Source organism: Leucobacter faecis, assembly GCF_054456695.2.
This window is the reverse complement of record NZ_JBTJER020000005.1, coordinates 219,791-240,814: the sequence shown is the minus strand read 5'-3', so window position 1 is coordinate 240,814 and position 21,024 is coordinate 219,791. Positions and strand designations below refer to the sequence as shown.

21 protein-coding genes are annotated in these 21,024 nt (G+C 66.9%); 15 read left to right on the top strand and 6 right to left on the bottom strand.

Annotated elements, in window-relative coordinates; translation table 11 throughout:
- The first annotated feature begins 36 nt into the window (after window positions 1-36).
- Window positions 37-459, top strand: coding sequence for an alternative ribosome rescue aminoacyl-tRNA hydrolase ArfB (arfB, locus tag ACXR2W_RS07820; RefSeq protein WP_458813909.1), 423 nt, complete (start codon window positions 37-39; stop codon window positions 457-459).
- A 105-nt stretch (window positions 460-564) separates the two neighbouring features.
- Here the strand turns inward: arfB and ACXR2W_RS07815 are convergent, their stop codons facing one another.
- Window positions 565-1,254 (bottom strand): DsbA family protein, encoded by a 690-nt coding sequence (locus ACXR2W_RS07815; RefSeq protein ID WP_458813907.1) that lies wholly within the window; start codon window positions 1,252-1,254, stop codon window positions 565-567.
- A gap of 209 nt (window positions 1,255-1,463) precedes the next feature.
- On the opposite strand from ACXR2W_RS07815, the gene ACXR2W_RS07810 reads away from it, so the two are divergent.
- The gene (locus tag ACXR2W_RS07810; RefSeq protein WP_458813905.1) at window positions 1,464-1,991 is read left to right on the top strand and encodes a carboxymuconolactone decarboxylase family protein; all 528 of its coding nucleotides are present in this window, start codon (window positions 1,464-1,466) and stop codon (window positions 1,989-1,991) included.
- A 91-nt stretch (window positions 1,992-2,082) separates the two neighbouring features.
- Window positions 2,083-3,078: a pirin family protein gene (locus tag ACXR2W_RS07805; RefSeq protein ID WP_458813903.1), complete on the top strand. Its 996-nt coding sequence runs from the start codon at window positions 2,083-2,085 to the stop codon at window positions 3,076-3,078.
- Window positions 3,079-3,109: 31 nt separating this feature from the next.
- On the opposite strand, the gene ACXR2W_RS07800 is transcribed toward ACXR2W_RS07805, so the two are convergent.
- On the bottom strand, window positions 3,110-4,681 hold the full coding sequence (locus tag ACXR2W_RS07800) for an SDR family NAD(P)-dependent oxidoreductase (protein WP_458813901.1): 1,572 nt from the start codon (window positions 4,679-4,681) through the stop codon (window positions 3,110-3,112).
- Window positions 4,682-4,776: 95 nt separating this feature from the next.
- Here ACXR2W_RS07800 and ACXR2W_RS07795 point away from each other — a divergent pair, with 95 nt between their 5' ends.
- From ACXR2W_RS07795 to ACXR2W_RS07785, 3 genes are all read left to right on the top strand, one after another.
- The gene (locus tag ACXR2W_RS07795) at window positions 4,777-5,487 is read left to right on the top strand and encodes an HAD family hydrolase (protein ID WP_458813899.1); all 711 of its coding nucleotides are present in this window, start codon (window positions 4,777-4,779) and stop codon (window positions 5,485-5,487) included.
- A 414-nt stretch (window positions 5,488-5,901) separates the two neighbouring features.
- Complete coding sequence (locus ACXR2W_RS07790) at window positions 5,902-6,861, top strand: NADP-dependent oxidoreductase (protein ID WP_458813897.1); 960 nt, start codon at window positions 5,902-5,904, stop codon at window positions 6,859-6,861.
- Window positions 6,862-6,866: 5 nt separating this feature from the next.
- The gene (locus tag ACXR2W_RS07785) at window positions 6,867-7,454 is read left to right on the top strand and encodes an NADPH-dependent FMN reductase (protein ID WP_458813895.1); all 588 of its coding nucleotides are present in this window, start codon (window positions 6,867-6,869) and stop codon (window positions 7,452-7,454) included.
- Here the strand turns inward: ACXR2W_RS07785 and ACXR2W_RS07780 are convergent.
- Complete coding sequence (locus tag ACXR2W_RS07780; RefSeq protein WP_458813893.1) at window positions 7,451-8,155, bottom strand: FadR/GntR family transcriptional regulator; 705 nt, start codon at window positions 8,153-8,155, stop codon at window positions 7,451-7,453. The two genes, ACXR2W_RS07785 and ACXR2W_RS07780, sit on opposite strands and share 4 nt — an antisense overlap.
- A gap of 134 nt (window positions 8,156-8,289) precedes the next feature.
- On the opposite strand from ACXR2W_RS07780, the gene ACXR2W_RS07775 reads away from it, so the two are divergent.
- The 8 genes from ACXR2W_RS07775 (at window position 8,290) to ACXR2W_RS07740 (ending at window position 17,729) form a co-directional block, all read left to right on the top strand.
- A complete protein-coding gene (locus ACXR2W_RS07775) occupies window positions 8,290-9,891 on the top strand; it encodes an ABC transporter substrate-binding protein (RefSeq protein ID WP_458813891.1) in 1,602 nt (533 codons plus the stop codon).
- Window positions 9,892-9,953: 62 nt separating this feature from the next.
- Window positions 9,954-10,910: an ABC transporter permease gene (locus tag ACXR2W_RS07770; RefSeq protein ID WP_458813889.1), complete on the top strand. Its 957-nt coding sequence runs from the start codon at window positions 9,954-9,956 to the stop codon at window positions 10,908-10,910.
- Between the two features lies 1 nt (window position 10,911).
- Complete coding sequence (locus ACXR2W_RS07765; protein WP_458813887.1) at window positions 10,912-12,963, top strand: dipeptide/oligopeptide/nickel ABC transporter permease/ATP-binding protein; 2,052 nt, start codon at window positions 10,912-10,914, stop codon at window positions 12,961-12,963.
- Entirely contained in the window at window positions 12,960-13,805 is an 846-nt protein-coding gene (locus tag ACXR2W_RS07760; protein ID WP_458813885.1) for an ABC transporter ATP-binding protein, read from the top strand. Before ACXR2W_RS07765 ends, ACXR2W_RS07760 begins: the two co-directional genes overlap by 4 nt.
- 148 nt (window positions 13,806-13,953) lie before the next feature.
- A complete protein-coding gene (locus ACXR2W_RS07755; protein WP_458813883.1) occupies window positions 13,954-14,904 on the top strand; it encodes a dihydrodipicolinate synthase family protein in 951 nt (316 codons plus the stop codon).
- Window positions 14,905-14,906: 2 nt separating this feature from the next.
- A complete protein-coding gene (locus ACXR2W_RS07750) occupies window positions 14,907-15,938 on the top strand; it encodes an ROK family protein (protein ID WP_458813881.1) in 1,032 nt (343 codons plus the stop codon).
- Window positions 15,939-15,993: 55 nt separating this feature from the next.
- Window positions 15,994-16,713, top strand: coding sequence for an N-acetylmannosamine-6-phosphate 2-epimerase (locus ACXR2W_RS07745; protein ID WP_458813879.1), 720 nt, complete (start codon window positions 15,994-15,996; stop codon window positions 16,711-16,713).
- Window positions 16,710-17,729, top strand: a complete 1,020-nt coding sequence (locus ACXR2W_RS07740) for an alpha/beta hydrolase (RefSeq protein ID WP_458813877.1) — start codon at window positions 16,710-16,712, stop codon at window positions 17,727-17,729. The genes ACXR2W_RS07745 and ACXR2W_RS07740 overlap by 4 nt, the downstream gene beginning before the upstream one ends.
- A gap of 16 nt (window positions 17,730-17,745) precedes the next feature.
- On the opposite strand, the gene ACXR2W_RS07735 is transcribed toward ACXR2W_RS07740, so the two are convergent.
- Window positions 17,746-18,708 carry a formylglycine-generating enzyme family protein gene (locus ACXR2W_RS07735; protein WP_489945486.1) on the bottom strand — a complete coding sequence of 321 codons (963 nt, stop codon included), beginning with the start codon at window positions 18,706-18,708 and terminating at the stop codon, window positions 17,746-17,748.
- A gap of 53 nt (window positions 18,709-18,761) precedes the next feature.
- Here ACXR2W_RS07735 and ACXR2W_RS07730 point away from each other — a divergent pair, with 53 nt between their 5' ends.
- The gene (locus ACXR2W_RS07730; protein ID WP_458813875.1) at window positions 18,762-19,196 is read left to right on the top strand and encodes a VOC family protein; all 435 of its coding nucleotides are present in this window, start codon (window positions 18,762-18,764) and stop codon (window positions 19,194-19,196) included.
- 48 nt (window positions 19,197-19,244) lie between these two features.
- Here ACXR2W_RS07730 and ACXR2W_RS07725 read toward each other — a convergent pair whose 3' ends face one another.
- Both ACXR2W_RS07725 and ACXR2W_RS07720 read right to left on the bottom strand, forming a co-directional pair.
- The gene (locus ACXR2W_RS07725; RefSeq protein WP_458813873.1) at window positions 19,245-19,946 is read right to left on the bottom strand and encodes a methylated-DNA--[protein]-cysteine S-methyltransferase; all 702 of its coding nucleotides are present in this window, start codon (window positions 19,944-19,946) and stop codon (window positions 19,245-19,247) included.
- Window positions 19,933-21,006 carry a DNA-3-methyladenine glycosylase family protein gene (locus ACXR2W_RS07720; RefSeq protein ID WP_458813871.1) on the bottom strand — a complete coding sequence of 358 codons (1,074 nt, stop codon included), beginning with the start codon at window positions 21,004-21,006 and terminating at the stop codon, window positions 19,933-19,935. Before ACXR2W_RS07720 ends, ACXR2W_RS07725 begins: the two co-directional genes overlap by 14 nt.
- Window positions 21,007-21,024 lie beyond the last annotated feature (18 nt).

Genomic DNA, 21,024 nt, shown 5'->3' with positions numbered 1-21,024 from the left:
CGGGCGCGCATGCGGGATTCGTGGGATTCTTGGGGTATGGATCTTACGGTGTCGCGGGCGCTCACGATTCCGGCGGGCGAGCTGGGGTGGCGATTTTCGCGCTCTTCGGGGCCGGGCGGGCAGCACGTCAACACGTCAGACAGCAGGGTTGAACTGACATGGAGCGTTGCGGGGTCGGCCGTGCTCACCGGAGGGCAGCGGCAGCGACTGCTTGAAAAGCTAGCGCCCAGGCTTGTTGCGGGGGCTGTCACAGTCGCGGCGTCTGCCGAGCGCTCGCAGCTACGCAACCGCGAGATCGCGCTCGAAAAACTGGCTGCGCTTGTGCGCGAGGCGCTGGCCCCAGATGCTCCGACTAGGCGCGCGACCAAGCCCACACGCGGTTCAAAGCGGCGTCATTTGGCGGCAAAAACGCGCCGGTCAGAGACGAAGAAGCTGAGGCAGCGGCCGCGCGGGGAATAGTTCGCGCCCGGAGGCTTTGCAGCTGCTTGGCGCGACTGCCGCTTGGCGCGCGTGCTGCTTGGCGCGCGTGCCGCTTGGCGCGCGTGCTGCTTGGCGCGCGTGCTGCTACTTGTCGAGCGCTGCCTCGATCGCGTTCGGTAGATCGTTGGGATCGGTGAGCGTGAGCTGCTTGCCGTCGAGGAAGAACGTGGGGGTGCTGTTCACACCGAGGGCCGTGCCGGCGTCGAGGTCTTGTTGCACGCGCGCCTCGGTGGCGGGGTCTGCGACCGCCTTGTCGTACGCGCTCATGTCGAGCCCGAGCTCTTCGGCGTAGCCGCGAAACCGCGCTGCCTCTGAGGTCTGTTGCTCGCCCCACTCGGCCTGCGACTGCAGCATCTGGTGAAACATCTCTTCGAACTTACCTTGCTGTGCGGCCGCCTCGACCGCAACGGCAGCGTTCATCGAGTTGAAGTGCCCGCCGAGCGGAAAGTAGCGCACCACGTAGTTGATCTTGCCGTCGTAGTACTCGCGCACGTCTTCAACGTAGGGGTAGAGCGCGCCACACGCCTCACACTCGAAGTCGAGAAATTCGACCAGGGTGGGCGCATCTTTACCCGCGTCATCGAGCACGTGCGAGTTGTCGGCCACGGTCACAGCGGGCTTCGAAGGGCTCGTCACCACCTGGGTGGGCCGCGACGCAATCGACATTGAGATGACGAGACCCACCACGATGAGCACCACCGGCACGGTCACAAGCATCGCTCGCATCGACGTGCTGAGACGCCGCTTCTGGGGGCCCGCAGTTGGCTGTGTCATTGTGGTCGTCTCCTCGTGTGGGGCAGGCAACAGTAGGTTCAGCCATCAGCCTAAGCGAGGTGCAGCTGAATAAACGCGGGGGCGGCGGTGAGCAGTGAGTGGCAAGATGGGGCACAGGTTGATTCAACGGCGGGGCGACCGAGGCTTCGCGACCTTGGATGGCAGCAGCAGAAGCAACAGCCGAAGCTGACGCAGAGTAGAGGAGCACCGTGCGTCCATATATCGACAAAGTTATTCCTAAAGCGTGGAAGGCTGCCCAGCGCTTCTCAACCGAGGTTCGCGAAGCCGCACTCGAGCACGGTCTCAGCGCACAAGAGTTCGAGCTCATTAACGTGCGGGCTTCACAGCTCAACGGTTGCGCTTTCTGCCTGGACATGCACTCGCGGCAGGCGCGCGATAGCGAGCTGCCGCAGCAAAAACTCGACCTGCTGCCTGCCTGGCGAGAGCCGACAGGCACAGGCACAGGCACAGGCTCGGGAACTAGCGACACGAGCCACCCTGCGGGCGTCTTCTCTGAGCGCGAAGCGGCGCTGCTCGCGATCGCCGAGGCGGCGACTCAGCTGCCGCTCACCGAAGACGCGCGCGCAGATCTTTCGGGCGCGCTCGTTGTGCTCGGGGAAGAGACGTTTGCGGCTGCCGAGTGGGTGGCGGTGTCGATCAACGCGTTTAACCGAGTCTCGATCTTGAGCGAGCACCCGGTGCGCCCGCGCGACGGAGCGGGCAAGCTCATGCGCTAGCAGCACCCAGCGCCCAGCACCAAGCAGTACGGGCAAACGCCCAACGAACCCGGCATCGCCCAGCGAACCACCCACCGAAAGGGAGCCCACTGTGAGTAACCTCGAGCAGCACCCCACCGAAACCCTGCTCGCGCAGGGGGCGCCCTGCACCGACGTCGAAACGCTCGAAGCCCGGCCCGTTCCGCTTGGTGGGCTGCGCGCCATGACCGTGTACCGCACGCTCCCGCAGCGTCAGCGTTCCCTCGTGGGCGCCTGGTGTTTTCTCGATCACTACGGCCCCGACGACGTAGCCGCGACGGGCGGCATGGAGGTGCCGCGGCACCCGCACACGGGGCTCGCGACCGTGTCATGGCTGTTCTCGGGCCGCATCGACCACCTCGATTCGGGCGGCAACGCTGCAGCGGTGCTGCCGGGCGAACTCAACCTGATGATCGCGGGCCGTGGGATCACGCACCAAGAGATCAGCAGCCCCCAAGCGTCCACACTGCACGGCGTGCAGCTGTGGTACGCGCTGCCCGAAGCGACGAGGCACAGCGAAAACCACTTCGTGCACTACGCGCCCGAGCCTGTCGATCTGGGGTCAGGCACCGCGCGCGTCTTCATCGGCGAGCTCGCGGGCGCCAGCTCACCTGTCGACACGCGCACGCCCCCGCTGCTCGGGGCCGAGCTGCTCATCAACGCCGGCGCGAGCGTGCGGCTTAAGATCCGGCCCGATTTTGAGCACGCCGCGCTCGCCGAGAACAGCGCGCTCACCGTGAACGGTCACGAGCTCGCGCACCGCGAGCTCGGGTACGTGCCGCCGGGGGCAGACACACTCGAGCTGCGCGCGGGCGAGCATGGCGCGCGCGTGATCTTGCTGGGCGGCGTGCCGCTCGGCGAGCAGATCGTGATGTGGTGGAACTTCATCGGCCGCGACCACGACGAGATTCTCGAGTACCGCAGGCGCTACCAAGCTGAGCTGGGTTTTGAAGCTCCGGATCAGCGCGACGCGGGCAAGCGCCCCCTGTTTGGCGACTTCGCGCCGGGCCAGCGGCCGCCGCTGCCCGCGCCGCCGACCCCCATCGCGCGGCTCAAACCGCGCGGGTAGCGGGGCGTGCGCCGCGGGCCGGCGCCACCCGCTACCAGGGGCTCGGCTCGTAGTCCTTCAAGAACTTGCCAAACAGGTCTTCGCCGGCCTCACCGCGCACGATCGGGTCGTAGACGCGGGCCGCGCCGTCGACGAGGTCGAGCGGGGCGTGAAAGCCCTCTTCGGCGAGCCGCAGCTTGGTGAAGTGGGGGCGCTCGTCGGTGATCCAGCCTGTGTCGACGGCGGTCATCAAGATGCCATCGGCCTCGAGCATCTCACCCGCGCTCGTGCGCGTGAGCATGTTGAGCGCGGCCTTCGCCATGTTGGTGTGCGGGTGGCCCGGGCCCTTGTAGCGGCGCGAGAACTGGCCCTCCATCGCCGACACGTTCACGATGTATGTGCGGCGCGCGGGCGACGACGCCATCGACGCGCGCAGCCGACTGATCAGCAAGAACGGCGCCGTCGTGTTACACAGCTGCACCTCGAGCATCTCGAGCGGATCAACCTCTTGCACGTGCTGCACCCAACTGTTCACGTGCGTCACATCGGGTACGAGCCCGCCCGCGTCGATCGCAGTGCCGTCGGCGTGCTTCTCGATCGACGACGAGCCCGCCTTCATTGCGGCCTCGGTCAGATCGCCCGCCGTGAGGTGCTGCGCAAACCCCTCGGCGACCGTGCCCGCGAGGCCCGCGGTCGACAGCGCGGCGGTCGAGAGCGCGGCTTCGGCCAGCGCCGGATCAGCATCGACCGATGCCTGCAGCGCCTTCGGATGCAGCTGCGCGGTGCGCCCAAACGTTTCGAGCTCGGGCATGGGCCCGTCGGGGAGCGGCTGCAGCTCGGCGTCGGTGAGCAGCGAGTACGAGCCGGGCGAGCGACGCACGGTCTGCGCGGCGTTGTTGATCAGAATGTCGAGCGGGCCCTCGGCCGCGACAGACTCTGCCAGCGCGATCACCTGTGACGGGTCGCGCAGGTCGATGCCCACGACTTTGAGGCGGTGCAGCCAACCAGCAGAGTCGGGCAGCGACGCGAACCGGCGCGCAGCGTCTTTCGGAAACCTGGTGGTGATCGTCGTGTGGGCGCCGTCGCGCAAGAGCCGCAGCGCAATGTGCATGCCGATCTTGGCGCGGCCGCCCGTGAGCAGCGCGCGCTTTCCGGTGAGGTCGGTGCTGGCGTTACGCTTGCCGTGGCTGAACGCAGCGCAGCTGGGGCACAGCTGGTGGTAGAACGCGTCGACCCGCGTGTACGGCTGCTTACAGATGTAGCAGTTGTGCGGCTTGAGCAGCTCACCCGCGGTGGGCGCATCGGTCGACGCCTGTAGGTCGAGCCCGCGAGTCTCATCGTCGATGCGGTCGGGCGCACCCGTCGCGGTATTGGCGATCACAGCCTGGTCTGCGCGGCGGATCGCGTCGCGTTCACGCTTGCGACGCTCACGCCTTGCCACCTTGTACATGCCCGAGGTCGCGTCGCGCACCGTCAAATAATCGGGGTGATCCTCGGGCAGCCAGGCCGCCGCGCTGAGCACCCGCAGCGCGACCGCGAGGTCGGCCGGGTCGATGGGGGCGTGCTGGCCGGTGTCTGTAGCAGAGCTGGTCGCCTGAGCTGAATCGCTCGAAGAATCGATCATTGGGCCCATTTTACGCGAGCCACCTGCGCCAAACGTTCAGCCCCCGTTCACGCGCCGGTTTGGGCCCGGCCACACGCGCACGCCGTAATAGGGAGGTGACTATTCTTACTCCACTCGCCGCTACGCCCGGCACCGCTGACGACGCTGGACTCGCTGGCCTCGCCGTGATGTTTGACCTCGACGGCACGCTCGTAGACACCGAGCGCAGCTGGCTCGAGGCGGTACGCCGCACCGTGCACGGGCTTGGCGGCGCGATCGACGACGCAGCATTGCTCTCGTATGAGGGCGCCACTCTCGAACAAGCAAGCAGCCGGATCATTGCTGCGTACGAGGTTTCGCTGCCCGCCTCAGAAGTGGCGCGGCTGCTCGAAGACACCACGCTCGAAGCGCTCGAGGGTGAGGTGGCCTGGCGCGAAGGAGCGGGCGAACTGCTGCGCGCACTGGGGGTGGCCGGGGCATCGCTCGCGCTCGTCACGAGTTCAACGAAGCGGTGGGTAGACACGGTCACCCGGCACGTCGACCTCACCCCGTTTGATCACATTGTGACGGCCGACGACGTGGAGCATACGAAGCCGCACCCTGAGCCGTACCTGCGAGGGGCGGCGCTGCTGGGCGTAGACCCGACGCTTTGTGTCGTCTTCGAAGACTCGCGCGTGGGCACCGAGGCCGCGCTCGCCGCAGGCTGCGTGAGTGTGCTGGTGCAGCCGACTGCCGCGGGTTGGGCTGAGCGCGTGCATGCGACGGCGCCGACGTTTACGGGCATTGATCCGGCATGGATAGTGAGTGTGCAAAGCAGCGCGCGCTGATTTTTATGGCGGTCACCGTCGCGCCGTGGGTGGACCCTGCGACTCCTTCGTCGCGCAGGGTGACAAGGAAGGGGGCGCCTTACCACTACCGTCATGCTGCGGCGGCGTGGTCTCCTACCGTCATGCTGCGGCGACGGAGTCGATCGCAGTATCCACGCGACCTACAGTTGCACTCACGCAGGAGATCAGCACTCCTGCAGGATCAGAACCTGGTTTTAGTCCTGCACGAATGTTGATCTCCTGCACGAGTGCAAATTCACTGCACCGAGGTCCGTGGCGACCGGAGGTGGACCCTGCGACTCCTTCGTCGCGCAGGGTGACGGGGTGGGAGCGTCGCGCAGGGTGACAAGGAGGATGCATCGCGCAGGGCGTCGTGGGGGTTGACTGGGCGAGGAATGTTACTAGCGTGGGCGTATGAAGGCCTTTGTTATCGCCGATCAATCTGCAGGGCATGTGCAACTGGCAGAGGTGCCGGTGCCGCGCGAAGGGCAGGGCGAGCTGCTCGTGCGCATGAGAGCAATTGGCGTGGGAGTCCATGACGCCTACTATTTGCCGCCCGAGTCACACCCCTGCCTTCCGGTTGGAATTGAGGGGGCAGGTGAGATTCAACGGGTCGGCGACGGTGTCGCGAACTATCGTGCGGGGGACCGCATCGCCTTCGTGAGCTCGATGCAAGCCAAGGGAGGAACCTGGGCCGAGTACGCGGTCGTAGATGCCGAGGCGCTCATCGTGCAGATGCCGCCAGGCATGAGTTTTGTGGAGGCGGCAGCGCTTCCTGTCGCGGCCAACACTGCGCTACGAGCACTGGCGAGGCTGAGCGATTTGCCCAGCGGTGCACACGTGTTTATTGCCGGTGGCTCGGGCGCCATTGGTACGCTGGCGATTCAGCTGGCCGCGAGGCGAGGGTGGCGGGTCGCTGCTTCTGCCTCTGCCCAGAACCACAACTTCATGCGTGCGCTTGGCGCCGAGCTGACGGTCGACTACCGAGATGCCGGGTGGGTGTCGCAGGTGAGGGAGTGGAGCGCCCGAGGCGTTGACGCCGCGATTGCCGTGCAACCGGCGACAACGGCCGACAGCATGCGGGCTGTGAAAAACGGGGGTGCAGTGGTGACTGTCTCGGGCGATACCGTGACGCCCGAACGAAACATAACTGTGGCCATGATCGACTACAGCGTCGATGTTCGTAGTGACCTCACGCAGTTGGTGGCCGATGCGGTGCGTGGTCAACTACGGCTTGAGATTGAGCGCGTGTTTCGGTTTGCTGACGCGCCCGACGCGCTCAGCAAGGTGCAGACACGACACGCACGTGGAAAGGTCGTGGTGAGTTTGGAAGGCGCGACCCCTGTCGCGCCACGCGCGTCAGTCGTACAGTGAGAAGCATGATCCGGATCATGATGATCGTGGCGAGTGTGCGAGAGGGGCGCATCGGCTTGCCGATCGCCCGGTGGGTGCGCGAGGTAGCGGCGAGCGACACGCGTTTCGAGATTGATTGGGTCGATCTGAAAGAGGTCGCGTTGCCGTTCATGGATGAGCCGAGGCATCCGCGGCTTCGTGAGTACACGCACCCGCACACGAAGAGCTGGAGCGCCCGCGTCGAAGCGGCAGATGCGTTCATCTTTGTGCAGCCCGAGTACAACTACAGCTTTGCGCCGACCCTCAAGAACGCACTCGATTATCTGTGGCATGAGTGGGGCCGCAAAGCGCTTGGCACCGTGAGCTACGGCGGCATTTCGGGTGGCACCCGCGGCGTCGTTGCGCTGCGGCCCGTCGTAGTTGAACTCGGTCTCGTGCCGGCTCAGACGAATGTTGAACTTGCCTGGGCCGCCAAACAGATCACAGAAACGGGAGCGTTTGAACCGCGCGCCTCGCAGGTAACGACGCTGCGCGCGATGCTCGATGAACTTGCACTGCTCGAGGGGGCGCTGCGCACGCTGCGGCACTCGTCGCCGACAGCAGAGCGCAGCTAGCGGGCGAGCGAGCGCTGCAGGGGGGCGTAGTGGTTGATCACCGCGGTGCGATACGCCTCGACATCGCCGGCCAGCGCGGCGGTGAGCATGTCGCCGTGAGCCTTTGCCGTGTCGGTTATGTCGGTCGGCTGTGCGATGCCCAGCTGCGGTAGTACGGCGGTGTGTACGTCCCAGAACGCGCCGACGAGCTGCTGTGCGAGCCCGTTTTGGGTGAGCTCAAACAGGCGCGTGTGAAACTCGCGGTCTGCTTCGAGAAAAAACTCGCCGCGCCCGGCCTTATCGACCATCTCGGCGACAAGCTCGTGCATGCGCGCAAGTTCGGCCCCCTGTGCCTCGGCCACGATCCGGTCGGCCATCGAGAGATCGAGAGCGAGACGCACTTCGACGACCTCGCGCAGGGCATCGATCGAGCCTTCGGGCGAGATAACGCCACGAAACACGAGCGTCTGTACGAGCGGGTCAAGTGACATCTCGCCGACGTAGGTACCGTGCCCGTGCCGCACGTCGACGATGTCGAGCGTCGACAGTGACCTGATTGCCTCGCGCACCGAAGATCGCGACACCTCGAGCTCTTCGCACAGCTCGGCTTCAGTGGGAAGCGGGTCGCCGGGCATGAGGCGTTCGCGCAGAATGAGCCGTTTGATTTCGTCGGCGGTTGTTGCCCGGCGGGTGCGGCCACCCCGGGGTAATGGCGCATTCATAGCTCACTCCTTAAAAACCTGTAGTCACTACATCGTGATCTTCTCACGCTTGTAATTCATCGTTCGATATGTTTATAGTACGTCAGACGTCTGATCTCCTCAAGGCGTTTGCCCACAACAACTTGGAGCAATACATGTACCGAATCACATCCCGCCGCGCGGGACGTTTTGCGACTGTCGCAGCGGGCACGTTGGCCGCCGCGCTCGCACTCACGGCGTGCAGTGCAGCCGCCCCCGCCAAGACCGAAGGTGGCGACGCAGCCTCAGCGGCCGAGGTCGACCCCAACGGCATCATCGAGGCCGGCATCTCGTACGCGCTCAGCGGTAGCTTCGATCCGATGGTCGCATCGGGCGCCGTTACGGTCGCAGCAAACTGGCACGTCTTCGAGGGCCTCGTCGACCTCAACCCCGTCACGAACGTGCCCGCACCGGCGCTGGCGGCCGACATGCCCAAGCAGGTTGACGACACCACCTACGAGGTCGACCTGCGCGAGGGGGCCACCTTCCAGGACGGCACGCCCGTCACCGCAGACGACGTCGTCTTCAGCTACGAGCGCGTGCTTGACCCCGAGTCGGGTAGCCTCTTCACCCCGTTCGTTGACTTCATCGACACGGTCACCGCGGTCGACGAAGACACCGTGCAGATCACCACCGACTTCCCGTTCTCGCTCATCGAGCAGCGCCTGGGCATCGTCAAGATCGTGCCGAAGGCGCTCGTCGAAAAGGACGCAGAGGCGTTTGGTGCGAACCCCGTCGGCTCAGGCCCCTACAAGCTCGTCTCGGCTACCCCCGACGACGCGGTTGTCTTCGAGCGCTACGACGATTACAACGGTCCGCACAAGGCACTCGCAGCCGGCATGAACTGGAGCCTGCTCTCAGACGCCGCCGCCCGCACCACCGCCCTCACGAGCGGCACCATCCAGGCGATGGAAGACGTGCCCTACATCGACGTTGACACGATCGCGCAGAGCGCGACCGTCGAGAGCGTGCAGTCGTTCGGCCTGCTGTTCATGATGTTCAACATGAAGCAGGCACCGTTTGATGACGTGCGCGTGCGCCAGGCGCTGTTCTACGCGCTCGACATGGACAAGATCATCGAGACCGGCATGCTCGGCAACGCCGAGGCCGCCACCTCGTTCTTGCAGAAGGGCCACCCGAACTACCACGAGGCGTCGACGGTCTACACCTACGACGCTGAGAAGGCGAAGTCGCTGCTCAAGGAAGCTGGCGTCGAGAACCTCGAGCTGAACATTCTTATGACCGACACCGGTTGGGTGAAGGAGCTCGCTCCGCTCATCAAGGAATCGCTTGACGCCGTGGGCATCAAGACCACGCTCGACATCGCGCAGAGCGCCGCACAGTACGGCAAGGTTGACCAGGGCGACTACCAGGTCATGATCGCCCCCGGCGACCCCTCGGTATTCGGCAACGACGCAGACCTGCTGATGCAGTGGTGGTACGGCGACAACGTGTGGCCGCAGACCCGCTACAACTGGACCGGTTCTGAGGACTTCACGAAGCTCCAGGGCCTGCTCAAGGACGGTCAGCAGAAGACTGGTGACGAGCAGCAGCAGGCGTGGAACGATGCGTTCGACCTCGTCAGCGAGCAGGTGCCGCTCTACCCGCTGCTGCACCGCAAGCTTCCCACCGCGTGGGACAGCGAGTCCCTCGTCGACTTCAAGCCGGTTCCCACCACCGGCCTGTCGTTCCTCGACGTAGGCGTCGCAGCCAAGTAATTCCACTCGCGGGGGCACGATCCATTCGTGCCCCCGCGGTGTGTCACGAGTAAGGAACCACCGTGCAACACGTGCTTCAGCTGATCGGGCGCAGGCTGCTCCAGCTGCCGCTGATGCTTCTTGGCATCACACTCCTAGTTTTCTTCGTCATGTCGTTCTCGCCGGTCGACCCGGCCATTACGGCGCTTGGCGAATCTGCATCACCCGCCGACCGCGAGGCATATCGCGATGCGCACGGGCTTAACGACCCAATCTTCGTGCGCTACTTCAGTTTTCTGGTGGGCCTCTTCCAGGGCGATCTGGGCACGTACTCTGCCCGCCAGCTGCCGGTCATCGACGAACTGCAGCGCGCATTTCCCATCACCCTCCAGCTCACATTCCTCGGCCTCATCATCGCCGTTATCGGCGCCACAGTGCTCGGCGTCGTCGCCGCGATCAAGCGCGACAAATGGCCCGATCAGGTGATCCGCGTGGTGTCTGTGGCGTCGCTGTCGACGCCCTCGTTCTGGCTCGCGATCCTCTTGATCCAGGTCGTGACGCTGCAGTTCGGCTTGCTCCCCGGATCAGGCAAACTGCCGCCGCTCACCGAAGACCCCGCGGGCTGGCTTGCGCGAATGGCGTTGCCGGCGATTGCGCTCGCGGTGCCGGTGATCGGGCAGCTGTCGCGCGTGGTGCGCACCGCTATGGTCGAAGAGCTCGACCGTGACTATGTGCGTACGGCGCTCGGGTTCGGTATTCCCCGCGCGGTCGTCGTGGGCCGCAACGTGCTGCGCAACGCACTCATCACCCCCGTCACCGTGCTCGGTTTGCGCGTGGGCTACCTGCTCGGCGGTGCCGTCGTGATCGAGATCATTTTCGCCATTCCCGGCATGGGCATGCTCATCTTGAACGGCGTGACCAACAACGAGCCCAACCTGGTGCAGGCGGTGACGCTCGCCGTAGCGGTAGCGTTCGTCGTGGTGAACATCATCGTCGACCTGCTCTACGTCCTTATCAATCCGCGTATTAGGTCGGTGTGACATGCGACGCAAACTCACAGAACGTCTCTCTCGCCCGGGCCTCGCGCTCGGCCAGCTCGGGCTCGGCGCCAAGATCGCACTCGCGCTCGTCGCACTTGTCGCGCTCGTGGCAGTGTTCGCGCCGCTCGTGGCCCCCTACGACCCGCTCGCTTCGGGCCCCCCGGTGCAGCCTCCGAGCGCAGAGCACCTGTTCGGCACCGACCGTCAGGGCCGCGACATCCTGTCGCGCCTGATCTACGGTGCACGCTACTCGCTCGTCATTGGCCTCGGCGCGACCGCGGTCGCACTCGCAGCCTCCGCCGTGCTCGGCACCATCGCGGCGACCGCGCCCAAGGCCATCTCTGAGACGCTCATGCGCGTGCTCGACGTGATCATGTCGTTCCCGGGCATCGCGCTCGCGATCGTGTTCGTGGCCGTGTTTGGACAGTCTCTGCCGATCCTGGTGCTGATCATCGCGTTCCTCTACACCCCGCAGCTCACCCGTGTGGTGCGCGCCAACATCCTCGATCAGTACGGCGAAGACTACGTGTCAGCGGTGCGTGTCATGGGTGCGCCCACGGCCCGCATCATCGTCAAGCACGTGATGCGCAACTCGATCGCCCCGGTGCTCGTGTTTGCGACGGTGCTCGTCGCCGACGCGATCGTGTTTGAAGCCTCGCTGTCGTTCATTCAGGCGGGCGTGCCTGCCCCCGAGCCGTCGTGGGGCAACGTGATCGCCGAGGGCCGCAACCTGGTCATGAGCGGTGCCTGGTGGGCCACGTTCTTTGCCGGTGCGCTGATTCTCGTGACGGTGCTCAGCCTCAACATCCTGTCTGAGGCGATGACCGACGCGATGGTCTCGCCGCGTGCTCGCCGCATCACGTCTGACGCTGCGAACACCGAGGAGTCGACCAGCGACCTCGAGCACGAGCAGGCTGCCTTCACCGGCGTCATTACTACGGTCGATACCGCGGTCAATGTTGCTGTGCCCGGCGGTGTTTCTGACCCGGATCTTGCCCCGCTCACCCCGCTCGTTCCGCTCGCGGATCGCCTCGCGCTGCTGCGCGAAGTTGAGCTTGCCCGCACCGACCGGCTCGTGTACGAGGGCGACGCGGAGCCGCTGATCTCGGTCGAGAACCTGAGCATCAAGTTTCCGCGTCACGGCGACGTCAATGTCGTCGACCGCGTCAGCTTCGACGTGCGCCCCGGCGAAACGATGTCGCTTGTGGGTGAGTCGGGCTGTGGCAAGTCGATCACGTCGCTCGCGATCATGGGCCTGCTCGACGCGAAGGCCGAGGTTTCTGGCCGTGTCATGTTCGACGGCAAGGACCTGCTCGCGATGAGCGAGAAGGAGCGCAACGAGTTGCGCGGCCACGACATCGCCATGATCTACCAAGACGCGCTCAGCTCGCTGAACCCGGCCATGAAGATCAAGGCGCAGATGAAGCAGCTGACGAGCCGCGGCGGTACCCGCAGCGCCGAAGATCTGCTCGAGCTTGTGGGTCTCGACCCGCAGCGCACGCTCGCCAGCTACCCGCACGAGCTTTCGGGCGGTCAGCGACAGCGCGTGCTCATCGCGATGGCGCTCACCCGCAACCCGCGCCTCGTGATCGCCGACGAGCCGACCACAGCGCTCGATGTCACCGTGCAGAAACAGGTCGTTGACCTGTTGCGCAGACTGCAGCAGGAGCTCGGGTTCGCGATGATCTTCGTGTCACACGACCTCGCACTCGTCGCTGAGCTGACGCACAAGATCACCGTGATGTACGCCGGTCAGGTCGTCGAGCAGGCGACCACGCGCGAGCTGCTCACGCAGCCCGTGCACGAGTACACCCGCGGCCTCCTGGGCGCTGTGCTCTCGATCGAGGCGGGCAGCGACCGACTACACCAGGTGCCCGGCATTGTGCCCTCGCCGAGTGAGTTCCCGGCCGGTGACCGCTTCGCGCCGCGATCGAGCGATCCGGCACGATATGCGGGCGTGACCCCTGTGCGCCGCCAGATTCCAGGCACCGCGCACACCTATTCCGCGCATCCAGACGATGCGCCCGTCACCGCAATTGAGGTACTGGCATGAGCGAGAACGTGAAGACCCCTGCGCAGCGGGCCAGCGTGAGCGACGCGCACAGGCCCGTGATCGAGCTGCGCGACGTCGAGATGCGCTACCGCGCACGCAACTCGACACTGTTCAACAAACAGTATGTTGACGCGCTCGCCGGCGTATCGCTGCAGGTGATGCCCGGGCGCACGCTCGGCATCGTGGGCGAATCGGGCTCGGGCAAGTCGACGTCGGCGAAGGTGCTGCTGGGGCTCGAACAGCCCACAGCGGGCCAGGTCGTGTTCGACGGCGAGGTTGTCACCAAGTTCACAACGCCCGTGCGCCGCCGTATTGGCCGCATCATCTCGGCCGTGTTTCAAGACCCGGCGACGGCGCTCAACGCGCGTATGACGGTGCGTGAAGCCCTCATCGACCCGATGCAGGTGCACGGACTCGGCTCGCCCCGCGATCGTGAGCGCAAGACCCGCGACCTGCTGACGCATGTTGGTTTACCGCAGTCGGCACTCGAGGCGATGCCGGGGCAGCTGTCGGGCGGCCAGCGCCAGCGCGTCGCCATCGCGCGTGCGCTTGCGCTCGACCCGCAGGTGATCGTGGCCGACGAGCCGACGAGCGCGCTCGACGTGTCGGTGCGCGCGCAGATCCTCAACCTGCTCACCGACCTGAAAGACGAGCTGGGGCTCGCGATGGTGTTCATCTCGCACGACATTCAGACCGTGCGCTACCTGTCAGACGAGATCGCCGTGATGAACCGCGGCAGGGTCGTCGAGTACGGGCCCGCGGCCGAGGTGTTCGATAACCCGAGCGATGACTACACGCGCACCCTGCTGGGGGCGGCGCCGTCGCTGCTCGAGCTGCACTAGCGCTCCGTCATCCTGCGCGAGCACGCTCCGTCATCCTGCGCGAGCACGCTCCGTCATCCTGCGCGAGCGAAGCGAGTCGCAGGATCCACCCGGAAGCGCACCACACACGTTTTATTCGCATCACAACACAGATAAAGAAGACACACCAATGACTGCTACACCCGTAACTTCACCCGTTTTCGCCGGCGTTGTGCCCCCCGTGGCGACGCCGCTCACCCCCGCGGGCGACGTCGACCACGTTTCGCTCGAGCGTCTCATCAACTACCTCGTTGACGGCGGCGTCGCGGGCCTGTTCGCGCTCGGATCGACCGGCGAGACCGCCTACTTCACCGACTCGCAGCGCGTCGAGATTCTCGAGACGATTGTGCGCGTCAACGCGGGCCGCGTGCCCGTGATTGCTGGCGCGATCGAGCTGACCGCCCCCCGCATCATTGAAACGGCACAGAAGCTCATCGCCGCTGGCGCCGACGCCATCGTGACGACGGCGCCGCTGTACACGCTCAACTCGCAGGGTGAGATCGGCCGTCACTTCCGCACTATCGCCGCCGCCATCGACGCACCGCTGTGGGCATACGATGTGCCCGTGCGTGTGCACTCGAAGCTTAGCCTTGAGCTGATCATGGAGCTCGCCCGTGACGGCGTGATTCACGGCATCAAAGACTCGTCGGGCGACGACGTCGGGTTTCGCCGCCTCGTGGCCGCGAACCGCGCCGCCGGCCACCCGCTGCAGCTGCTCACCGGTCACGAGGTCGTCGTTGACGCGATGCTGCTGGCTGGCGCCGACGGCGTGGTGCCCGGCTTCGGCAACGTCGAGGTCGAAGGCTACGTGCGCATGTTCGAGGCAGCGAAGCGCGGAGACTTCGCCACCGCCGCCACCGAGCAGGAGCGCATCAACGAGCTCTTCGAGATCGTGTTTCAGCCCAAGGGCTACTCGGGCGACGCGACGGGCGTGGCAGCGTTCAAGGAGGCCATGGCAGCCCGCGGCATCATCGCTAGCGCGCAGATGAACCTTGCGCTTGACACGTTGAACGCGAGCGACCGCGCCGCCGTGCGCGAGGTGCTCGCTGCCGCTGGCGTCGGCCCCATCGCCCAGGCGTAACCGTGCAGACCGGGGTGGGAGCGAACGCCGCTGAAGCTGTGGCCGCTGAGTACGTCATCGCCGTCGATATCGGCGGCACCAAGACGGTCGTCGCGCTCGTCGACCGTGCACTGCGAGTGACGCACGCGCACACCGCCCCCACCCCCGCCCGCGAGGGCGCGGACGCTGTCGTCGCGACGGTTGCTCGCCTCGCGGCGGCCGCGCTCGACGCGGCCCGTGCCGCAGACGCGGCACCCCCTTTCATTGCCGGCGTGGGTATTGGCACCGCCGGCACGGTTGACCCCGAGCGCGGTGTGATCGTCGCATCAACCGACACGATGGTCGGTTGGGCGGGCACCGAGCTCGCCCGCGACGTGCGCGCCGATCTCACCAAGGTGCTCGCGGTGCGCGGCGTCGCGGTGCGTGACGCTGTGCAGCCGACCACTCCGCTGCCCGTCACCGTGCGCAACGACGTCGACGCGCACGCGGCCGGCGAGTTCGCGGCGGGGGCCGCACGCGGCGACCAGAGCGTGCTCGTCGTCGCGGTCGGCACCGGAATCGGCGCGGGCATCATCTTGGCAGGTACCCCGCTCACGGGCGCTCACCACTCGGGCGGCGACCTCGCCCACGTGCCCGTACCCGGCGCAGAGCACCTCACCTGCACCTGCGGCAGGCCCGGGCACCTCGAGGCCATCGCCTCGGGGCTCGGCATCCTCGCCCACTACCGCTCGCTCGGCGGCGACCAGACCGTGCCCGACACCCGCGAGGTCGCGGCGCGGGCGAGGGCCGGAGACCCGCTCGCGGCGCAGGCGATCACCGACGCGGCCCGGGCCCTCGGGCGCGCGCTGGCTGGTGCGGTCGCGATTCTCGATCCGGATCGTGTCGTGCTCACCGGCAGCGTGACCGGCATCGGCGCAACGCTGTGGGACGCCGCCGAGGCAGCGTTTCGCGCCGAGCTCACGGGCGCCGTCGCGGGCACGCCGCTGGTGGCGGGCGTGCTGGGCGGGGACGCGCCGCTCGTGGGCGCAGCGGCGGCCGTGTGGGCCCAGGCGTAGCCCGCGGCACTTCGTTTGAGACCGCGGCGATGCGCCGCGAAGAACAGGATTCAACATGAGATTTACCTCCGAACAGATTCTTGACGCGCTCGCGGGCGGCCTCGTCGTGTCGTGCCAGGCGTACCCGGGCGAAGCGATGCGCGACCCGCGCACGACCGCGCAGGTCGCCGACGCCGCGGTCGTGGGCGGGGCCGCGGGCATTCGTGTGCAGGGCCTCGCCGACGTGGCCGCGGTGCGGGGCCTCAGCGACGACCGCGCGCGCGATGGCGGTGTGCCCGTGCCCGTCGTAGGGCTGTGGAAAGATGGCGACGGCGGGGTATTTATCACTCCGACGCTCGCGCACGCGAAGGCCGTGGCCGATGCCGGCGCCGACATCGTCGCGATCGACGGCACGCGTCGCGCCCGCCCCGACGGCCTCACCCTCGCCGAGACGGTGGCCGGGCTGCGCGCACACTGCGATGCGCTCGTGATGGCCGACTGCGGCTCGCTCGAAGACGCGATCGCGGCCGAGCAGGCGGGCGTCGACATTCTAGGTACGACCCTCTCGGGGTACACCGGGGAGCGCGAGAAGAGCGCGGGGCCCGACCTCGAACTTATCGCGCAGATCGTAGCGTCGAGCACGTTACCGGTGCTCGCCGAGGGGCGGGTGCATGCGCCTGAGCAGGCAGCGGCCGCGCGCGCTGCGGGCGCGTTTTCAGTGTGTGTGGGTACCGCGATCACGCACCCGGCCACAATCACTTCGTGGTTTGTTGACGCCGTGAAGGGGCAACAATGACCGGGGCTGCGGTGGGTGTTGACGTGAGTGCTGGTGCTGGTGTTGCCGCCGTTGGTGCGGCTGGTGTCGCCGCTGCCGCTACCGCGGCGGCTGCTGGCGTCGTGACCGGCGAGCGGCCCGCGGTGGCGGCCGAGCTGCGCGATGGGTACACCCTGCTTGCACAAGTGCAGCCGCGCGGGGTGGCCCACGAGGGCGAAATCGCTGCGTACCGGGCGGCCGCCGTGGTGCGTGCGCAGAACCCGGCCCGACGCGTGCGTGAACTGCGGCTCGTGCAGCGCGAACACAGCGCGGCCGTGACGGTGTTTACCGACGTGTCGGTGGCCGAGTCTGGCGAGAGGCACAGTCTGCGGGTCGTACACTTGCACGGCGGCGGGCTCATCGCGGGCGACAGGTTTGCGGGCTTCGATATGACCGCACGCTTTGCGAAGCAGCTGCGACTTGAGGTGTGGGCGGTGGAGTATCCGCTGAGCCCCGCGGCGTCGTTCACCGACATGGTTGACGCAGTCGTGTCAGTGCTGCGCGAGGCCGTCACAGACGGTGTGCCGGTTGTGCTGGCCGGGCAAAGTGCGGGCGGCGGCCTCGCCGCGGCGGTCGCTTTTGAGTGCCGCGACCTGGGCATCGTGCTCGCCGGGCACCTGCTCGCCTGCCCCATGCTCGATGCGCGCGCGACCGTTTCTGCCGCCCAGTTTGACGACGATGAGTCGTGGAACGGGCCCTCAAACCGCATTGCGTGGACGGCCGCGCTGCGTGGCACGAACGCGCTGCCGCCGGGCGAGCGCACCGACCTGGCCGGGCTTGCCCCCGTGTTTGTTGACACGGGGTCGGCCGAGCTGTTTCGGTCGTCAATCACGGGGTTCGCCGGGCGCCTGTGGGAGGCCGGGGTGACGGCCGAACTGCACGTGTGGTCGGGCGCGTTTCACGCCTCAGACTTTGCGGTCGAAGAAGCGATTGTGTCGCAGGAGGCGCATCGCGCGCGCGGCCGCTGGCTCGAAAGGCTCATTGAGGGGCGCCTGTAGCTGTTGAGCCCGAGAACTACTTGGCGATGCGAAAGCCCAGGTGGGAGGTGGCAGAGTCCTCTGTCTGCGCCGAGCGCGCGGCGGGCCGGTACCGCTGACAGTAGTCGGGGGAGCACAGGTGCGACCCACCCTTGGTGACCCGGCTCACCGCTGGGTTAGGTGCGGCTGGGTGGGCAACAGCATCAGGCGCCTGCGGGCTGCAGCCGCAGCAAGTCGTGGCCCCGGCACCCGCTGAGCTCGCTGCTGAGCTCGCTGCTGCGGTCGCTGCTGCGGTCGCTGCCGGAGCGTCTGACGCCGCCGCGCGGTGATTCGGCGTCGACACCGTCGTCGTCCATTCCCACACGTTGCCAATCATGTCGAACAGCCCGTAACCGTTGGGCGCAAACGTGCCCACGGGCGACGTGCCGCCCCAGCCGCGGTTCTCGTACGGAAACCGTCCGAGCCAGGTGTTCGCGAGCACCTCGCCGGCCGGGTGGAGCTCGTCGCCCCAAGCGAACTCGGTGTCGGTGCCACCGCGAGCTGCGTGCTCCCACTCGGCCTCGGTGGGTAGCCTCCCCCCTGCCCATTCGGCGTACGCCGTCGCGTCGGCAAAACACACCTGAGTCACGGGGTGCTGATCCTTGCCGGTGAGGTCTGAGTCGGGCCCGAGCGGAGCACGCCAGCTTGCACCCGGCACCCACGCCCACCACTGCCGCCAGTCACGTAGGTCGACGGGACCGGGTGTCTCATGAAATACGAGGCTTCCGGGGGCCCTGTCGGCGTCGCTCAGCGCGGCGTAAGCCGGGCCGGTGAGCTCTCGTTCAGCCACGGTGACGTAGCCGGTCTGCGAGGCAAACTCCCGAAACTCGAGGTTGGTGACGGGCCGCTGAGCAATCTGAAACCCGGTTCCCATCGCGGTGTGTGCGGGGCGCTCCTCGGGGTAGAACCGATCGGAGCCCATGCTGAACTGGCCACCGGGAATGGAAATCATATTGCTCACACGTTCGATCCTATTGTTGTTGTCTCGATTCAACAGCAGAAGTACGCTGGAGTATGGCTACCGTCAGAACCGTACAGGTCACATTTGATTGTGCAGACCCGCGCGCAGTTGCAGCGTTCTGGAAACGGGTGCTCGGCTATGTTGACCCGCCCACACCGCCCGGTTTTGCGACCTGGGACGAAGTCGATGCCGCCCAACCGGCCGCCGATCAAGGAGCGAAATGGGCTTGTCAAGACCCTGAGGGCGTGGGCCCGCGACTCTTCTTTCAGCGTGTGCCCGAACCAAAACGCGTGAAAAATCGAGTACACCTTGACGTGCGGGTGGGTGTCGGGCTGCGGGGCGACGAACGTGTGGCGGCACTCGAAGCAGAGGCGGCACGGTTGATCGAGATCGGTGCGACTCGTCTTTACCTCCTCGAAGCAGACGGGGTCAACGAATCCTGCCTGGTCATGCAAGACATTGAGGGTAATGAGTTCTGCCTCGACTGATCGGCGCGGTGTAGAGCGCACCGGTGCTGAGCACCCGCCGCCGCTCCATCAAAATAGCGGTACTGACCTCGAACGATTGCCGCCGCGCTCTTCGGTGCCGCCGCCTGAAGCTGCCGCGGCCTCACGCGCAAGCAACCGCTCCTTCACCGGTAACCCATACCTGAACCCGCCCAGCGTTCCGTCTGAGCGCATCACCCGATGGCACGGAACAAACAGCGCCGCTGCGTTCTTCGCGCACGCGCTCGCCGCAGCGCGCGCGGCGTCGGGGTTTCCGGTGCGGGCCGCATACTCGGCGTAGGTGAGCACCTCGCCGGGTGCGACGTCGCGCAACACCTCCCACGCACGCTCGCGGTACGGGCCAGACTCCTGCACGACAGGCACAGTGCCCGGCGCCGCGACGTCGCCCGCGTAGTATGCGTCTACCGCTGCCGCAGCCTCGCGCGCGATCCGCTCGGCCGATCCGGAGCCCGCAGAAGAACCGGAGCTCGCAGAAGAACCGGAGCCCGCAGCAGGGTCAGCAGCAGCACCAGCAGCGGCACCAGCACCAGTAGCGGCACCGGCATCGCCAGTGGGGTCGAGCTCTTGCACGTCGCTCTCGGCGGGGCGCAGTGACTCGTGAATGAGCGGCAGCAGGTAATTGGTGTCATCGGTCCAGCCCGATGCGAGCACGCCCAGTGCTCCCGCGATGAGTGTGAACGGCCCGTCGGGAGTCTCGAGCGTCACGCAGACGGCGGGGCTATCTTGTGACATCTTCTGACTCCTTCGACTGCGGTGTAGGTTGCGCCGCGGGTTGGGCCGCGGGTTGGGCCGCCGCCGCCCGCCACAGGTGCATCGACGCGTATGAACGCCAGGGTGCCCACTCTACGGCGCGGGCCGCGAGCGCGCGATGCTCGGCCTGCCTGCTGCCCACGCGCGTCTGGGGCAGCGCACCGAGCGCCCGCGCTCCCGCTACGAGGGCGACATCTCCGATGAGCCACGCATCGGGGTCGCGCTGCACGCGCATCGCGACATACGCGGCGGTCCACGGCCCCACCCCGGGCAACGCGGCGAGCTGCTTCGTCAGCGTGCCAGCGCCCGCAGCACCCTCGAGGTCGAACTCGCCCGCCGCGAGCGCGACCGCCGCCGCCCGCACTGCATTGCTCTGCCGCCTAGGAAGCCTCAGCGGCCGCTCGGGGTCGAGCTCGTCTGCCGGCCCGATGTGCGGCACGGCCGCGACGATCTGCGCGGGGGCCGGAAACAGGGTCGTGAGCCCCGGCGCGATGCCGGGGGCGGTGGGCGCGGGGGATCCGGCACGCTGCGCCAAGCGCGCGAGGTGGCCGCGGGCCGCGGCGACCGTGATCTGCTGGCCTATGATCGCCCTGATGATGAGCTCGGCGGGGTCGAGCGCGCCCGGCACGCGAGTGCCTGGGCGCGCGTGCACGAGCGGGGCGAGTGCCGGATCGTTCGCGAGCGCGGCATCGATGCTCGGCGCGTGAGCGTCGAGGTCGAAGAGGGCGGCGATGCTGGCCGCGACCGTGTCGACGTCGTGCTGGTCTGCGGCATGGACCGTGGCGTGCAGGGTCACCGGGGCGGCCTCCGCGCGCGGTGCGGCGTGCTGCTCGGTGTAGCGCAGTGCGATCGCCGCGGGGCCGCTCGGCCCGCGCAGGGTACGCGCGTAGGTGTAGGTCGTTCCGTGGGCGGTGTCGTGTTCGGCGGTCGCGTGTTTGACGGTCGCGTATTCGACGCCCGTGACCGCTCGCGCCGCGAGAAACTCAAATACGCCCCGGGCGTCGAACGGTGGCCGCGGGGTGAATTCGAGCTCGCAGATCATGGTGCGACGCTAACATGA

Bases quoted from the DNA above. Each gene is read 5' to 3' on its own strand.
- arfB (WP_458813909.1), top strand. From the start codon at position 37: ATGGATCTTACGGTGTCGCGGGCGCTCACGATTCCGGCGGGCGAGCTG.
- ACXR2W_RS07815 (WP_458813907.1), bottom strand. From the start codon at position 1,254: ATGACACAGCCAACTGCGGGCCCCCAGAAGCGGCGTCTCAGCACGTCG.
- ACXR2W_RS07800 (WP_458813901.1), bottom strand. From the start codon at position 4,681: ATGATCGATTCTTCGAGCGATTCAGCTCAGGCGACCAGCTCTGCTACA.
- ACXR2W_RS07790 (WP_458813897.1), top strand. From the start codon at position 5,902: ATGAAGGCCTTTGTTATCGCCGATCAATCTGCAGGGCATGTGCAACTG.
- ACXR2W_RS07785 (WP_458813895.1), top strand. From the start codon at position 6,867: ATGATCCGGATCATGATGATCGTGGCGAGTGTGCGAGAGGGGCGCATC.
- ACXR2W_RS07780 (WP_458813893.1), bottom strand. From the start codon at position 8,155: ATGAATGCGCCATTACCCCGGGGTGGCCGCACCCGCCGGGCAACAACC.
- ACXR2W_RS07775 (WP_458813891.1), top strand. From the start codon at position 8,290: ATGTACCGAATCACATCCCGCCGCGCGGGACGTTTTGCGACTGTCGCA.
- ACXR2W_RS07765 (WP_458813887.1), top strand. From the start codon at position 10,912: ATGCGACGCAAACTCACAGAACGTCTCTCTCGCCCGGGCCTCGCGCTC.
- ACXR2W_RS07760 (WP_458813885.1), top strand. From the start codon at position 12,960: ATGAGCGAGAACGTGAAGACCCCTGCGCAGCGGGCCAGCGTGAGCGAC.
- ACXR2W_RS07755 (WP_458813883.1), top strand. From the start codon at position 13,954: ATGACTGCTACACCCGTAACTTCACCCGTTTTCGCCGGCGTTGTGCCC.
- ACXR2W_RS07745 (WP_458813879.1), top strand. From the start codon at position 15,994: ATGAGATTTACCTCCGAACAGATTCTTGACGCGCTCGCGGGCGGCCTC.
- ACXR2W_RS07740 (WP_458813877.1), top strand. From the start codon at position 16,710: ATGACCGGGGCTGCGGTGGGTGTTGACGTGAGTGCTGGTGCTGGTGTT.
- ACXR2W_RS07730 (WP_458813875.1), top strand. From the start codon at position 18,762: ATGGCTACCGTCAGAACCGTACAGGTCACATTTGATTGTGCAGACCCG.
- ACXR2W_RS07725 (WP_458813873.1), bottom strand. From the start codon at position 19,946: ATGTCACAAGATAGCCCCGCCGTCTGCGTGACGCTCGAGACTCCCGAC.
- ACXR2W_RS07720 (WP_458813871.1), bottom strand. From the start codon at position 21,006: ATGATCTGCGAGCTCGAATTCACCCCGCGGCCACCGTTCGACGCCCGG.